15 protein-coding genes and 1 riboswitch are annotated in these 13,479 nt (G+C 63.0%); of the genes, 13 read left to right on the top strand and 2 right to left on the bottom strand.

The genetic code is table 11. The features are described from left to right. Positions 1–49: 49 nt before the first annotated feature. Positions 50–1,363, bottom strand: coding sequence for a PQQ-dependent sugar dehydrogenase (locus tag HU739_RS09410; RefSeq protein ID WP_186551025.1), 1,314 nt, complete (start codon positions 1,361–1,363; stop codon positions 50–52). Between the two features lie 66 nt (positions 1,364–1,429). Beyond that, positions 1,430–2,014 carry a hypothetical protein gene (locus tag HU739_RS09405; protein WP_186551024.1) on the bottom strand — a complete coding sequence of 195 codons (585 nt, stop codon included), beginning with the start codon at positions 2,012–2,014 and terminating at the stop codon, positions 1,430–1,432. 162 nt (positions 2,015–2,176) lie between these two features. Continuing rightward, positions 2,177–2,404: riboswitch (cobalamin riboswitch) on the top strand. A gap of 81 nt (positions 2,405–2,485) precedes the next feature. On the opposite strand from HU739_RS09405, the gene cobO reads away from it, so the two are divergent. The 13 genes from cobO to HU739_RS26880 all read left to right on the top strand — a co-directional run bounded on the left by cobO (position 2,486) and on the right by HU739_RS26880 (position 13,423). Then, positions 2,486–3,097 (top strand): cob(I)yrinic acid a,c-diamide adenosyltransferase, encoded by a 612-nt coding sequence (gene cobO, locus HU739_RS09400; RefSeq protein ID WP_016773703.1) that lies wholly within the window; start codon positions 2,486–2,488, stop codon positions 3,095–3,097. Further along, positions 3,094–4,476: a cobyrinate a,c-diamide synthase gene (locus HU739_RS09395; RefSeq protein WP_186551023.1), complete on the top strand. Its 1,383-nt coding sequence runs from the start codon at positions 3,094–3,096 to the stop codon at positions 4,474–4,476. The genes cobO and HU739_RS09395 overlap by 4 nt, the downstream gene beginning before the upstream one ends. Further along, positions 4,473–5,123: a 5,6-dimethylbenzimidazole synthase gene (bluB, locus tag HU739_RS09390; RefSeq protein ID WP_186551022.1), complete on the top strand. Its 651-nt coding sequence runs from the start codon at positions 4,473–4,475 to the stop codon at positions 5,121–5,123. Before HU739_RS09395 ends, bluB begins: the two co-directional genes overlap by 4 nt. Further along, entirely contained in the window at positions 5,120–6,028 is a 909-nt protein-coding gene (gene cbiB / locus HU739_RS09385; RefSeq protein ID WP_186551021.1) for an adenosylcobinamide-phosphate synthase CbiB, read from the top strand. The genes bluB and cbiB overlap by 4 nt, the downstream gene beginning before the upstream one ends. Beyond that, positions 6,021–7,013 carry a threonine-phosphate decarboxylase CobD gene (cobD, locus tag HU739_RS09380; protein ID WP_186551020.1) on the top strand — a complete coding sequence of 331 codons (993 nt, stop codon included), beginning with the start codon at positions 6,021–6,023 and terminating at the stop codon, positions 7,011–7,013. The genes cbiB and cobD overlap by 8 nt, the downstream gene beginning before the upstream one ends. Further along, positions 7,010–8,461 (top strand): cobyric acid synthase, encoded by a 1,452-nt coding sequence (locus HU739_RS09375; protein WP_186551019.1) that lies wholly within the window; start codon positions 7,010–7,012, stop codon positions 8,459–8,461. The genes cobD and HU739_RS09375 overlap by 4 nt, the downstream gene beginning before the upstream one ends. Positions 8,462–8,584: 123 nt before the next feature. Further along, complete coding sequence (gene cobU / locus HU739_RS09370) at positions 8,585–9,106, top strand: bifunctional adenosylcobinamide kinase/adenosylcobinamide-phosphate guanylyltransferase (RefSeq protein WP_186551018.1); 522 nt, start codon at positions 8,585–8,587, stop codon at positions 9,104–9,106. Further along, the gene (gene cobT, locus HU739_RS09365) at positions 9,103–10,158 is read left to right on the top strand and encodes a nicotinate-nucleotide--dimethylbenzimidazole phosphoribosyltransferase (RefSeq protein ID WP_186551017.1); all 1,056 of its coding nucleotides are present in this window, start codon (positions 9,103–9,105) and stop codon (positions 10,156–10,158) included. Before cobU ends, cobT begins: the two co-directional genes overlap by 4 nt. After that, positions 10,155–10,730: an alpha-ribazole phosphatase family protein gene (gene cobC, locus HU739_RS09360; RefSeq protein WP_186551016.1), complete on the top strand. Its 576-nt coding sequence runs from the start codon at positions 10,155–10,157 to the stop codon at positions 10,728–10,730. Before cobT ends, cobC begins: the two co-directional genes overlap by 4 nt. Position 10,731: 1 nt before the next feature. Continuing rightward, positions 10,732–11,463 (top strand): adenosylcobinamide-GDP ribazoletransferase, encoded by a 732-nt coding sequence (locus HU739_RS09355; protein WP_186551015.1) that lies wholly within the window; start codon positions 10,732–10,734, stop codon positions 11,461–11,463. A 173-nt stretch (positions 11,464–11,636) separates the two neighbouring features. Next, positions 11,637–12,041 (top strand): MarR family winged helix-turn-helix transcriptional regulator, encoded by a 405-nt coding sequence (locus tag HU739_RS09350; RefSeq protein WP_186551014.1) that lies wholly within the window; start codon positions 11,637–11,639, stop codon positions 12,039–12,041. 54 nt (positions 12,042–12,095) lie between these two features. Next, positions 12,096–13,304 (top strand): MFS transporter, encoded by a 1,209-nt coding sequence (locus tag HU739_RS09345; RefSeq protein ID WP_407681949.1) that lies wholly within the window; start codon positions 12,096–12,098, stop codon positions 13,302–13,304. Beyond that, positions 13,301–13,423: a hypothetical protein gene (locus tag HU739_RS26880; protein ID WP_264082143.1), complete on the top strand. Its 123-nt coding sequence runs from the start codon at positions 13,301–13,303 to the stop codon at positions 13,421–13,423. Before HU739_RS09345 ends, HU739_RS26880 begins: the two co-directional genes overlap by 4 nt. The last annotated feature ends 56 nt before the right edge of the window (positions 13,424–13,479 follow it).

Genomic DNA, 13,479 nt, shown 5'->3' with positions numbered 1-13,479 from the left:
CTTTCGCGAGCAAGCCCGCTCCCACATTTGTTATGCGTCAGGCGTCAGGTTATTTGGCAGAAGACACGCGCCACACCTTGTTCCCCACGTCATCCGCCACCAGCAAACCGCCTTGCTGGTCGATCACCACGCCCACCGGGCGGCCCAGCGCGTTTTCGTCCTTGTCGAGGAAACCGGTCAGCACATCCACCGGTTGCCCGCTCGGCTTGCCGCCGGTAAATGGTACGAAAATCACTTTATAGCCACTGTGCGGCTTGCGGTTCCATGAGCCGTGCTGGCCGATGAAGGCGCCTTCCTTGAATTGCGCCGGCAAGCTGTTGCCCTCGGCGAAGGTCAAGCCGAGCGAGGCGGTGTGCGGGCCAACGGCATAATCCGGCACGATGGCTTTGGCGACCAGATCGAGGTTCTGCGGTTTGACCCGCACATCGACGTGTTGGCCGTAGTAGCTGAACGGCCAGCCGTAGAAACCACCATCCTTGACCGAGGTGATGTAATCCGGCACCAGATCGCTGCCGATCTCGTCGCGTTCGTTGACCGCCGTCCACAGTGCGCCGCTGGTGGGTTCCCATGCGAGGCCGTTAGGGTTGCGAATGCCTGAGGCGAAGATGCGATGGTTGCCGGTTGCCCGGTCCACTTCCCAGATGGCGGCGCGGCCTTCTTCCTGATCCAGACCGTTTTCGCCGACGTTACTGTTCGAGCCAACCGTGACGTACAACTTGCTGCCGTCCTTGCTGGCGATGACGTTCTTGGTCCAGTGGTGATTCAGCGTGCCGCCAGGCAGGTCGACGACCTTGATTGGCGGCGTCTTGATCTCGGTGGTGCCAGGCTCGTAGTTGAAGCGCAGCAGGCGATCAGTGTCGGCTACGTACAAATCGTTGCCGACCAGCGTCATACCGAACGGCGAATTAAGATTCTGCAGAAACACCGTGCGGGTTTCTGCGACACCGTCGTGGTCAGCGTCGCGCAGCAGGGTGATGCGGTTTGGGCTCGGTACGCCAGCGCCGGCCTTGCCCATGACCTTTTTCATCACCCAGCCGCGAATGCCTTTGCTGTCGTCAGGCTTGGGCGGCGCGTTGGTTTCCGCCACCAGCACATCGCCGTTTGGCAGCACGTAGAGCCAGCGCGGGTGGTCGAGACCCTCGGCAAACGCCGCCACCTGTGTGCCTGCCGCCGCCGTCGGTTTGCCACCCTCGGGCCAGCCGACGGCCGGGGCGATGTTTACCGTCGGGATCAGGGTCTTGTTCGGTTCTGGCAGTTTCGGTGTCGGCCCGGTGCCGTCGGAGACTTGCAGGCTGGAGGTTTCACCGCAGGCGGCGAGTCCACCGGCCAGGGCGATGACGAAAACGAGTTGGGGCTTGCGCATTGCTGATCTTCCCTATGAATGCATTCCTAAACATAGAGGAGGGCGCAGGCCCGATGGTTCAACCGCTCAACCGCGGGCTTCCTTGAACAGGACGGCGATGCCGGGGTGATAGTTGCCGGCTTCGCTGTGCAACTTGCGGTAGGCGTAAGGGAAATACCAGGCGACGGCGCAGGTATGCTCCTTTTGCAGGTCGTCGACCATGTCCTGCAACTCTTCGGGGCTGGCGCTGTGCTGGGCTTTTTGCGGAGCCACGAACAGGCAACCGAGCTTGAGGTCGCTGGCATAGCTGATGCGCCTGGCATCGAAGGTGATATCGAGCAGGGCCTGTGTCAGGTTGAGGTTGCTGACTTTCGGCCAGCGTTGCGTAGCCTGAATGAACGCGCGGTCTTCGGCGCCGGCAATCAGCAGATCGGCACGGGCGTTGCGCTCGCCTTCTTCGTTCTGTTTGCGCGTGGCCGTATCGTTCAGCGTGACCATTTCGGCCATCCACGCCGCTGCCGAGAGCAGTCCGAGATTGGCTTTTTCGTCGTGCCAGTACGGCGTGTCGTTGTCGCCGCGTACGGTGTTGTAGCGATCGATACAGTCAAACCAGCGTTCCAGCACCGGGCGCAGAAATTCCAGGCGCGGGTTGCTGATGATCATGCCTTGCATCGTCGTCATCCTTATTGTTGTAGTGGGCTTTTTCGGAAAAGCATGGCTCTTTGATATCACTTGTCACAGTCTGGCACAAGATTGCCAGCCGATAATTGATTGGCGGCAGTTATTCATCATCCGGACGCCTCTTTAATTGACGCTCCACCCCCAACCCTCTAACCTTCGCCGCTTGTTTCAGGTGCTCTGTGACGTGCGTCGACAGAGTGAAACAGGGAAGCCGGTGAGGGTGTCTTCAAGCGAAGCGCATCACGATCCCGGCGCTGCCCCCGCAACGGTAAATGAGTGAAAACTGCGCCTTGAGCCACTGCCTCGAAAGAAGCGGGAAGGCGCGCAGTCAGGTGTACGCCGCTCATGAGCCCGGAGACCGGCCTGATCCATCCAGCGGCATCACGGTGGGCGATGCCAGGCTTTTTGCCGTCTATTCCTGTGCCTGCCCGCCGTTATCCAGCCCCAACGGAGAGCTCCCCCATGACTGATTCCCCCGAGCGTGACGAGCGCCATCTGGCGCGTATGCAGCGCAAAAAAGCCGTGATCGACGAACGCATCGCCAATTCGCCCGACGAGTGCGGACTGGTGCTGGTGCTCACCGGCAATGGCAAAGGCAAAAGCAGCTCGGCCTTCGGCATGCTCGCGCGCGCCATGGGGCACGGCATGCAGTGCGGCGTGGTGCAATTCATCAAGGGCCGCAACAGCACCGGCGAAGAGTTGTTCTTCCGCCGCTTCCCCGAGCAGGTGCGTTTCCATGTCATGGGCGAAGGCTTCACCTGGGAGACCCAGGATCGCCAGCGCGACATCGCCGCCGCCACTGCCGCCTGGGAAGTCTCCCGCGAGTTGCTGCGTGATCCGTCGATCGGTCTGGTGGTGCTCGATGAACTGAACATTGCCCTCAAGCACGGCTACCTCGATCTCGATCAGGTGCTCAGCGATTTGCAGGCGCGGCCGCCGATGCAGCACGTTGTCGTCACTGGTCGCGGCGCCAAGCCGGAAATGATCGAAATGGGCGACACGGTCACTGAGATGGGCATGCTCAAACACGCTTTCCAGGCCGGCATCAAAGCGCAGAAAGGCGTCGAACTTTGAATCAGCCCCGTCACTGCCCGGCGGTGCTGATCGCCGCGCCGGCCTCCGGTCAGGGCAAGACCACCGTCACCGCCGCGCTCGCCCGTTTGCATCGCAATCAAGGGCGCAAGGTACGCGTATTCAAATGCGGCCCGGACTTTCTCGACCCGATGATTCTCGAGCGCGCCAGCGGTGCACCGGTGTATCAACTGGACATGTGGATGGTCGGCGAGCAGGAAAGCCGTCGCCTGTTGTGGGAAGCGGCAGCCGAGGCGGATCTGATTCTGATCGAAGGCGTGATGGGGCTGTTCGACGGTACGCCGTCCAGCGCTGATCTGGCGCGGCACTTTGGCGTGCCGGTGCTCGCGGTGATCGACGGCACGGCAATGGCGCAGACGTTCGGTGCACTGGCGCTGGGTCTGGCGCGCTATCAGCCAGACCTGCCGTTTGCCGGCGTGCTGGCCAACCGTGTCGGCACCTTGCGCCATGCGCAATTGCTCGAAGGCAGCCTGACTGAAGGCCTGCGCTGGTACGGCGCGTTGTCCCGCGAGACGGGCATCGAACTGCCGAGCCGGCACCTCGGTCTGGTCCAGGCCAGTGAATTGAATGATCTGGATGTGCGCCTCGACGCGGCGGCCGATGCGCTGGCCAGCAGTTGCGAGGTCGCGCTGCCGCCGGCCGTCGAATTCGCCGCGCCGGATGTGTTGACTGCCGAGCCGTTGCTCGATGGCGTACGTATTGCCGTCGCCCGTGACGAAGCGTTTGCCTTCACCTACGGCGCCAGTCTCGATCTGCTGCGTGCGATGGGCGCCGAGCTGCGCTTCTTCTCGCCGATCCGCGACAGCCAATTACCCGAGGCGGACAGCCTTTATCTGCCGGGCGGTTATCCGGAGTTGCATCATGTTGCGCTGTCGAAAAACACGCCGATGCTTGAAGCGATCCGCGCGCATCATTTGGCGGGTAAACCATTGCTCGCCGAGTGTGGCGGGATGTTGTACCTGCTCGACTCCTTGACCGATGTCGACGGCACCCGCGCGGAACTGGTCGGGTTGCTTAAGGGCGATGCGGTGATGCAGAAGCGTCTGGCGGCGTTGGCGCTGCAAGCGGTCGATCTGCCGGAAGGTTCGTTGCGCGGGCATACCTATCACCATTCGCTGACCACAACAGAGTTGACGCCGATTGCCCGGGGCTTGAGTCCGAATGGCGGGCGTGGGGCGGAGGCGGTATACCGGGAAGGGCGGATGACGGCTTCTTATGTGCATTTTTATTTTCCGTCGAATCCTGCGGCTGTCGCTGCGCTGTTTGCGCCACACCTTGAAACCGCTATCGCGAGCAGGCTCCCTCCTACAATGGAACACCCAAACCCTGTGGGAGCGAGCCTGCTCGCGAAAGGGCCATGACCGACAACACATTCTCCGAAGCCGAGCGCGCAGCGGTCTATAAAGCCATCGCCGAACGCCGCGACATGCGCCACTTCACCGGCGGCACCGTTGCGCCCGAGCTACTGCGTCGTCTGCTTGAAGCCGCACATCAGGCGCCGAGCGTCGGCTTGATGCAGCCCTGGCGCTTCATCCGCATCAGCGATCGCGCTCTGCGCGGACAGATCCGCAACCTGGTCGAAGAAGAGCGCATCCGCACAGCCGAAGCCCTCGGCGAGCGTAGCGATGAGTTCATGAAACTCAAGGTCGAAGGCATCAACGACTGCGCCGAAGTGCTCGTCGCGGCGCTGATGGACGATCGCGAAAAACATATTTTCGGCCGGCGCACGCTGCCGGAAATGGACATGGCGTCGCTGTCCTGCGCGATCCAGAATCTCTGGCTGGCTTCCCGTGCCGAAGGCCTGGGCATGGGCTGGGTCTCGCTGTTCGAGCCGCAGGCGCTGGCCGATTTGCTCAAGCTGCCGGAGGGCGCCAAGCCGCTGGCGGTGTTGTGTCTGGGCCCGGTCAGGGAATTCTATCCGGCGCCGATGCTGGTCCTCGAAGGCTGGGCGCAAACACGGCCGCTCAATGAGTTGCTGTATGAAAATTATTGGGGAGTGAGGCGATGAGTGTGGCGTTGTTGAGTGTCGCCGCGGTGGCGCTGGATGCGCTGCTCGGTGAACCGAAACGCTGGCATCCGCTGGTCGCGTTCGGCAATTTTGCCGGGCGCATCGAGCAGCGTTTCAACGCCGGCGGCCGTGGCTGGCGCAGCCATGGCGTCACCGCATGGGTGATCGCGGTGCTGCCGCTGACCTTGCTCGCCACCGCGTTGTCCTGGGCGCCCTATGTCGGCTGGATTATCGAGATTGTGGCGCTGTATTGCGCCCTCGGCATGCGCAGCCTCGGCGAGCATGTCGCGCCGGTCGCAGCAGCCTTGCGTGCCGATGATCTCGGCGAGGCGCGCAAGCGGGTCGGTTATCTGGTCAGCCGTCAGACCGATGAACTCGACAGCAATGCTGTGGCCCGCGCCGCCACCGAATCGGTGCTGGAAAACGGCAGCGATGCGGTGTTTGCCGCGCTGTTCTGGTTTGCCGTTGCCGGTGCGCCGGGCGTGGTCCTCTATCGCTTGAGCAATACCCTCGACGCGATGTGGGGTTATCGCAACGAACGCTTCGAACGGTTCGGCTGGGCGGCGGCGAAAATCGACGACGTGCTGAACTACATTCCTGCGCGTCTGGTGGCGTTTACCTACGCGCTACTGGGCAAGACCCGACTGGCCTTGAAGTGCTGGCGCACCCAGGCACCGCAGTGGGACAGCCCCAACGCCGGGCCGGTGATGGCCTCGGGTGCCGGGGCACTGGGCGTCGAACTGGGTGGCCCGGCGATCTATCACGGCGAACTGCATGAGCGTCCTCAGCTCGGCGAGGGGCAGGCGGCGGATGCCGATTCGATCGAGCGTGGCTGGCAATTGGTCCAGCGCGGGGTATGGTTATGGTTGCTGATTCTCTGCGTGGGGGCTGAATTCTATGCTTGAGCACGGTGGCCGGCTGCGCAAGGCGGCACTCGATTACGCGATTGCCGAAGCCGACTGGCTCGACCTGTCCAGCGGCCTGGCGCCATGGCCGTTCCCGATTCCGGAAATTCCGCTGCGCGCCTGGGCACGCTTGCCGGAAACCGATGACGGTCTGGAGCAGGCTGCGTGCGATTACTACGGCGCCGCGCAGGTGTTGCCGGTGGCCGGTTCACAAATGGCCATTCAGTTGCTGCCGCGTCTGCGCCGGGCCGGCAAGGTTGGCGTGTTGTCGCCGTGCTATGCCGAGCATGCCGAGGCCTGGCGCCGCAGCGGTTACATCGTCCGTGAATTGCTGGAGCAGGAAGTTGAGTTCTTTCTCGACAGCCTCGACGTGTTAGTGGTGGTCAATCCGAACAACCCGACCGGCCGGAGCCTGACCCCGGCGCGCCTGCTCGACTGGCATGCACGGTTGGCGCAACGCGGTGGCTGGCTGGTGGTTGATGAAGCGTTTATGGACAACACTCCGCAACTGAGCCTGGCGCCGTATGCGCATCAGGTCGGGCTGGTGGTGTTGCGTTCGTTCGGCAAGTTTTTCGGCCTGGCGGGGGTGCGACTCGGCTTTGTCCTGGCCGAGCGCAAGTTGCTCAAACTGCTCGCCGAGCAAGTAGGACCGTGGGCGGTGAGCGGGCCGACGCGAGTGCTCGGTACGGCTTGTCTGCAAGACACCGAGGGCCACACTCGCCAACGGATACGCAGCGATGAGGCCAGCGAACGGCTGGCGGCATTGCTGGCGCGTTATGGCTTTGAGCCGCAGGGCGGCTGCGCGCTGTTTCAGTGGTTGATCACCGAACACGCCCAGACGCTGTACGAATTCATGGCCCGTCGCGGCATCCTCTTGCGCCTGTTTACGCACAACAGCAGTGTGCGTTTCGGCCTGCCTGCCGATGCGGCTGAAGAGTTACGTCTCGAACAGGCGTTAATCGCCTTCGCCAAGGACCACCCATGACCACTTTGATGGTGCAAGGCACCACTTCCGACGCCGGCAAAAGCACGCTGGTGACCGCGTTGTGCCGCTGGGCGACCCGCCAGGGCGTGGCGGTGGTGCCGTTCAAGCCGCAGAACATGGCGCTCAACAGCGCCGTGACCGCTGACGGCGGCGAGATCGGCCGCGCGCAAGCGGTGCAGGCACAAGCGGCGAATCTGCAACCGCACACCGACATGAACCCGGTGTTGCTCAAGCCCAACAGCGACACGGGCGCCCAAGTGATTATTCATGGCCGCGCTGTGACCACGATGAACGCTGTCGCCTATCACGATTACAAAGCCATCGCGATGCAAGCGGTGCTTGCTTCCCACGAGCGACTGAGTGCGGCGTATCCGCTGGTGATGGTCGAAGGCGCCGGTTCGCCAGCGGAGATCAACCTGCGCGCAGGCGATATCGCCAACATGGGTTTTGCCGAAGCGGTGGATTGCCCGGTGCTGCTGATTGCCGACATCAATCGCGGCGGCGTCTTCGCCCATCTGGTCGGCACCCTGGAGTTGCTCTCGCCGAGCGAACAGGCGCGGGTCAAAGGCTTTGTCATCAACCGTTTTCGCGGCGACATCGCCTTGCTGCAACCGGGCCTCGACTGGCTCGAACAGCGCACCGGCAAACCGGTGGTCGGCGTGTTGCCGTACGTGATGGACCTGCATCTTGAGGCCGAGGACGGTATCGATCAGCGGCAGACCGACAAGGCCGAACAGGTGTCGAAAGTGGTGGTACCGGTGCTGCCGCGCATCAGCAACCACACCGACTTCGATCCGCTGCGCCTGCACCCGCAGGTCGATTTGCAATTTATCGGGCCGGGGCAGGCGATTCCGGCTGCCGACCTGATCATTCTGCCGGGCTCGAAAAGCGTGCGCAGCGATCTCGCCTATCTGCGCGCCAATGGCTGGGACACGGCGATCAGCCGGCATCTGCGCTACGGCGGCAAGGTGCTGGGGATTTGCGGCGGTCTGCAAATGCTCGGCGAGCAGGTGCATGATCCGCTCGGGCTCGAAGGCGCTGCCGGCTCCAGTACCGGGCTGGGGTTACTGGCGTTCGAGACGCAGCTCGAAGCCGAGAAGCAACTGCGCAACGTCCGTGGACGGCTGGCGCTGGAAAACGCCGAAGTCAGCGGTTATGAAATTCATGCTGGCGTAACCACCGGGCCGGCGCTGGAGAATGCGGCGGTGCATCTGGACGACGGCCGTTGTGACGGTGCGCAAAGTGCGGATGGTCAGGTGTTCGGCACCTATTTGCATGGCTTGTTCGAATCGCCCCAGGCCAGTGCCGCGTTGTTGCGCTGGGCCGGGTTGAGTGACGTGCAAGAGGTCGATTACCACGGCTTGCGCGAGCGTGATATCGAGCGCTTGGCGGATCTGGTGGAGAAGCATCTGGATACCGGGCTGTTGCGTCAGCTTTGTGGGATTTGAGTGGGCTTCAAGGGCCTCATCGCGAGCAGGCTCACTCCTACATTTGAAATGCGTTCCCCTGTAGGAGTGAGCCTGCTCGCGATAGCGCCCTTAGCTTCAATGCATATTTTTCGGGATGAACTGATGCTCCAACTGATCCTCGGCGGCGCCCGCTCCGGCAAAAGTCGCCTGGCGGAAAAACTCGCCAGTGAAAGCCATCTCGCCGTCACCTACATCGCTACCAGCCAGCCGCTGGACGGCGAGATGAACCAACGCGTCGCCCATCACCGCGCGCGCCGCCCGGCCGAATGGGTATTGATCGAAGAGCCGCTGGAACTGGCCCGCGTGCTGCGCGAAAGCGCCAGTGCCGAGCGTTGCCTGCTGGTCGATTGCCTGACGCTGTGGCTGACCAACCTGCTGATGCTCGACGACGCCGAACGTCTCAGCGCCGAACGTGAAGCCCTGCTCGAGTGCCTGGCCGCGCTGCCGGGTGAAATCATTTTTGTCAGCAACGAGACCGGAATGGGTGTCGTGCCGCTGGGCGAATTGACTCGCCGTTATGTCGATGAAGCCGGTTGGCTGCATCAAACTCTGGCCGAGCGCTGTCAGCGTGTTGTCCTGACCGTCGCCGGCCTGCCCCTGACTTTGAAAGGACCTGCGTTATGACCCAACCCTGGTGGCTGAACCCGTGCAAACCGGTGGATCTCGACGCCGTTGCAAGCGCGGCAGCGCGACAGCAGCAACTGACCAAACCGGCCGGCTCGCTCGGGCGGCTGGAGTCGGTGGCGGTGCAACTGGCCGGTCTGCAAGGTCAGGTCAAACCGACGCTTGCGCAGGTGTGGATTGCGATTTTTGCCGGCGATCATGGTGTGGTGGCGGAGGGCGTTTCGGCTTATCCGCAGGAAGTCACCGGGCAAATGCTGCTCAATTTTGTCAGCGGCGGCGCGGCGATCAGCGTGCTGGCGCGTCAGCTCGGTGCGCAGCTGGAAGTGGTCGATCTGGGCACGGTGAATCCGGCGCTGAATCTGCCGGGCGTGCGCCATTTGAACCTCGGCGCAGGCACGGCGAATTTCGCTCAAGGCGCAGCGATGACTCAGGCGCAGGGCGAACTGGCGTTGCAGGCCGGTCGCGACAGTGTGTTGCGCGCCAAAGCCGCCGGCACGCAATTGTTTATCGGCGGCGAGATGGGCATCGGCAACACCACGGCGGCCAGTGCGCTGGCGTGTGCCTTGCTTGATTGCCCGGTGGCGCACCTGACCGGTCCTGGCACCGGGCTGAATGCCGAAGGCGTCAGCCATAAAGCGCAAGTGATCGAGCGCGCGCTGGCGCTGCATGCCGCACAGCGTGGCGATGCCTTGCAGACGCTGTGCAATCTCGGCGGTTTCGAGATTGCCGCGTTGGTCGGCGCTTATCTGACCTGCGCGCAGGAAGGGATCGCGGTGCTGGTCGACGGTTTTATCTGCACCGTCGCTGCGCTGGTCGCGGTCCGTTTGAATCCGGCCTCGCGTGATTGGCTGTTGTTCGGCCATCGCGGTGCCGAGCCGGGACATCGTCATGTGCTGGAAACCTTGAGCGCCGAGCCGTTGCTGGAGCTTGGCCTGCGCTTGGGCGAGGGCAGTGGCGCGGCGTTGGCGGTGCCGTTGTTGCGCCTGGCGTGTGACCTGCACGGGCAGATGGCGACGTTCGCCGAAGCCGCGGTGGCGGATCGCCCGGCATGACGCTGCGGGTGGATCTGCTGCGCCACGGCGAGACGGAGCTGGGCGGCGGCTTGCGCGGCAGCCTTGACGATGCGCTCACCGAAAACGGTTGGATGCAGATGCGCACAGCGGTGGTCGCGGGTGGGCCGTGGGATCGTATTGTCAGCTCGCCGTTGCAGCGCTGCGCGCGGTTTGCCGCCGAACTCGGTGAGCGACTGAACCTGTCGGTGCACCTCGACAAGGATTTGCAGGAGCTGCATTTCGGCGCCTGGGAAGGGCAGAGCGCAGCAGCGTTGATGGAAACGGATGCCGAGGCGCTGGGGCTGTTCTGGGCTGATCCGTATGCGTTCACGCCACCGCAAGGCGAGCCGGTCAGCGAGTTTTCCTTGCGGGTGCTGGCGGCGGTTGCGCGGTTGCACGCGGCGTACGCAGGAGAGCGGATTTTGTTGATCAGCCACGGCGGTGTGATGCGCCTGTTATTGGCGCAGGCGCGCGGATTGCCGCGCGAACAATTGCTCAATGTCGAAGTCGGCCACGGTGCGCTGTTTGCGCTGACGGTCGCGGCGGACGGCGCGCTCAGGGAAGGTCACTGACATGCTGCCGCTGTGGATCGCCTTGCAGTTTCTCAGCAGTCTGCCCATTCGTCTGCCAGGCATGCCTGAGCCGGAACAACTTGGGCGGTCGCTGCTGTTCTATCCGCTGGTGGGATTGCTGTTCGGGCTGATCCTCTACACGTTGAATCTGTTGTTGGCCGGTGCGCCGTCGTTGCTTCATGCAGCGCTGTTGCTGACGGTTTGGGTGTTGCTCAGCGGTGCGCTGCACCTGGATGGTCTGGCCGACAGCGCGGATGCCTGGCTCGGTGGTTTCGGTGATCGCGAACGCACGCTGACGATCATGAAAGATCCACGCAGCGGGCCGATTGCAGTAGTCACGCTGGTGTTGGTGCTGCTGCTGAAATTCGCTGCGCTGCTGGCGTTGATTGAGCAAGGACAAGGGATGGCGCTGGTCATCGTGCCGGTGCTGGGCCGGGCGGCGCTGCTGGGGTTGTTTCTGACCACGCCGTATGTGCGTGCGGGTGGCTTGGGCCAGGCGCTGGCCGATCATCTGCCGCGCAAGGGCGGTTGGTGGGTGCTGGGGTTGAGTGCGCTGGGTTGCCTGTTGATCGCGGGGATCAGTGCGGTCGTGGCGCTGCTGATTTCACTTGGGGTGTTTGTCTGGCTGCGGCGGGTGATGCTGCGACGGTTGGGCGGGACTACCGGGGATACAGCGGGGGCGTTGCTGGAGTTGCTGGAAATGATGGTGTTGGTTGGGCTGGCGTTAGGCTGACAGTTTTGTAGTGATAATGCCGGCCTTATCGCGAGGAGGCTCACTCCTACAATTGAAATGCGTACCCCTTGTAGGAGTGAGCCTGCTCGCGATGGCGATTTTTCAGGCAGCAAAAATATCAGGAATTTCATCTGTAACTTGATTTAACACAGTCGCGGGTATATACACGCACCATGCTTCCTTCTCAGTGTTTGTGCACCAACCTGCGTCGCGCCGCGCGTGGCGTCAGCAGGCATTACGACGGCGCCCTCGACGGCTTCGGGATCAACGTTGCCCAGTATTCTCTGCTGTGCAATCTGCAGCGTCTGGATCAACCGAGTATTTCCGAACTGGCCGAAGCGATGGGACTGGATCGCAGCACCCTTGGGCGCAATCTGCGCGTGCTGGAAGGCGAAGGCCTGGTGGCGTTGGCCGAAGGCGACGACCTGCGTAACCGCATCGTCAAACTCACCGAAATCGGCGTGCAACGCCTGGCAGCAGCGCTGCCCGCCTGGGAAGCGGCGCAACAGCGGTTGATTGACCGTCTCGGTGCCGAGAAGCGCGAAACCTTGCTCAGACTGCTGGATGAACTGGCCTGAGGCCGGTTTTTTTCCAAACTCAAGCGGGTATATACCCGCAAGCGGAGAACAATAATGACAACGATGTGGCGTACGTGCGGTTGGGTGTTGCTTGGGAGCGCGCTGATCCTGGCGTTGTCATTGGGCATACGGCATGGCTTCGGTCTGTTCCTGTCGCCGATGAGTGCGCAGTTCGGCTGGGGGCGTGAGGTATTCGCCTTCGCCATCGCCTTGCAGAACCTGATCTGGGGCTTGGCACAACCGTTTACCGGCGCGCTGGCCGACCGCTTCGGCGCGGCGAAAGTGGTGCTGATCGGCGGCGTACTGTATGCCGCGGGCCTGGTCTGCATGGGGTTGGCTGATTCGCCGCTGAGCCTGTCGCTGAGCGCTGGCCTGCTGATTGGTATCGGCCTGTCCGGCACCTCGTTTTCGGTGATCCTCGGCGTCGTCGGTCGCGCTGTACCGGCCGAAAAACGCAGCATGGGCATGGGCATCGCCAGCGCCGCCGGCTCCTTTGGCCAGTTCGCCATGCTGCCGGGCACGCTCGGCCTGATCGGCTGGCTCGGCTGGTCGGCGGCGCTGTTGGTGCTGGGGCTGCTGGTGGCGATGATTGTGCCGCTGGTGAGCATGCTCAAAGACAAACCGTTGCCGCTGATGGGGCATGAACAGACGCTCTCCGAGGCGCTGCGTGAAGCCTGTGGGCATTCCGGTTTCTGGCTGCTGGCGTTCGGCTTTTTCGTTTGTGGTTTTCAGGTGGTGTTCATCGGCGTGCATCTGCCGGCCTATCTGGTCGATCAGCATCTGCCGCCGACCGTCGGCACCACGGTGCTGGCGTTGATCGGGCTGTTCAACATCTTCGGCACCTATACCGCTGGCTGGCTCGGCGGGCGCATGTCCAAGCCGCGCCTGTTGACGGCGTTGTACCTGCTGCGTGCAGTGGTGATCGTGCTGTTCCTGTGGCTGCCGGTGACGACCACGTCGGCTTATCTGTTCGGCATGGCGATGGGGTTCCTGTGGTTGTCGACGGTGCCGTTGACCAACGGTACGGTGGCGACCTTGTTTGGCGTGCGCAATCTGTCCATGCTCGGTGGCATCGTGTTCCTGTTCCATCAGCTCGGCTCGTTCCTCGGCGGCTGGCTGGGCGGGGTGGTGTATGACCGTACCGGGAGTTATGACTTGATCTGGCAAGTGGCGGTTCTCTTGAGCCTGCTGGCGGCGGCACTGAACTGGCCCGTGCGCGAGCGTCCGGTCGAGCGCCTGCAACCGCGCGCGAGCGCCGCATGAGCCGAATCGGGTCGCGACTGGCCCTCATCACACTCGGTGCCGCGCTGCTGGCGCTGGCGTGGTGGGGCTGGCAGCGCGGCGGGCTGGCGTTGATGCAGTTGGGCATGAGCATTTGCTAGAAGCCCGCGTGGCGAGTAACGTCGGCAGTCTGATGACTGCTTAAAGGATGCTCGAC

It is taken from the genome of Pseudomonas hamedanensis, from assembly GCF_014268595.2.
Taxonomy (GTDB): Bacteria; Pseudomonadota; Gammaproteobacteria; order Pseudomonadales; family Pseudomonadaceae; genus Aquipseudomonas; species Aquipseudomonas hamedanensis.
This window is presented reverse-complemented; position numbering and strand designations above follow the sequence as displayed.

Coding starts and splice junctions, on each gene's coding strand:
- HU739_RS09410 (WP_186551025.1), bottom strand. CDS start 1,363: ATGCGCAAGCCCCAACTCGTTTTCGTCATCGCCCTGGCCGGTGGACTC.
- HU739_RS09405 (WP_186551024.1), bottom strand. CDS start 2,014: ATGCAAGGCATGATCATCAGCAACCCGCGCCTGGAATTTCTGCGCCCG.
- cobO (WP_016773703.1), top strand. CDS start 2,486: ATGACTGATTCCCCCGAGCGTGACGAGCGCCATCTGGCGCGTATGCAG.
- bluB (WP_186551022.1), top strand. CDS start 4,473: ATGACCGACAACACATTCTCCGAAGCCGAGCGCGCAGCGGTCTATAAA.
- cbiB (WP_186551021.1), top strand. CDS start 5,120: ATGAGTGTGGCGTTGTTGAGTGTCGCCGCGGTGGCGCTGGATGCGCTG.
- cobD (WP_186551020.1), top strand. CDS start 6,021: ATGCTTGAGCACGGTGGCCGGCTGCGCAAGGCGGCACTCGATTACGCG.
- HU739_RS09375 (WP_186551019.1), top strand. CDS start 7,010: ATGACCACTTTGATGGTGCAAGGCACCACTTCCGACGCCGGCAAAAGC.
- cobU (WP_186551018.1), top strand. CDS start 8,585: ATGCTCCAACTGATCCTCGGCGGCGCCCGCTCCGGCAAAAGTCGCCTG.
- cobT (WP_186551017.1), top strand. CDS start 9,103: ATGACCCAACCCTGGTGGCTGAACCCGTGCAAACCGGTGGATCTCGAC.
- cobC (WP_186551016.1), top strand. CDS start 10,155: ATGACGCTGCGGGTGGATCTGCTGCGCCACGGCGAGACGGAGCTGGGC.
- HU739_RS09355 (WP_186551015.1), top strand. CDS start 10,732: ATGCTGCCGCTGTGGATCGCCTTGCAGTTTCTCAGCAGTCTGCCCATT.
- HU739_RS09350 (WP_186551014.1), top strand. CDS start 11,637: ATGCTTCCTTCTCAGTGTTTGTGCACCAACCTGCGTCGCGCCGCGCGT.
- HU739_RS09345 (WP_407681949.1), top strand. CDS start 12,096: ATGACAACGATGTGGCGTACGTGCGGTTGGGTGTTGCTTGGGAGCGCG.
- HU739_RS26880 (WP_264082143.1), top strand. CDS start 13,301: ATGAGCCGAATCGGGTCGCGACTGGCCCTCATCACACTCGGTGCCGCG.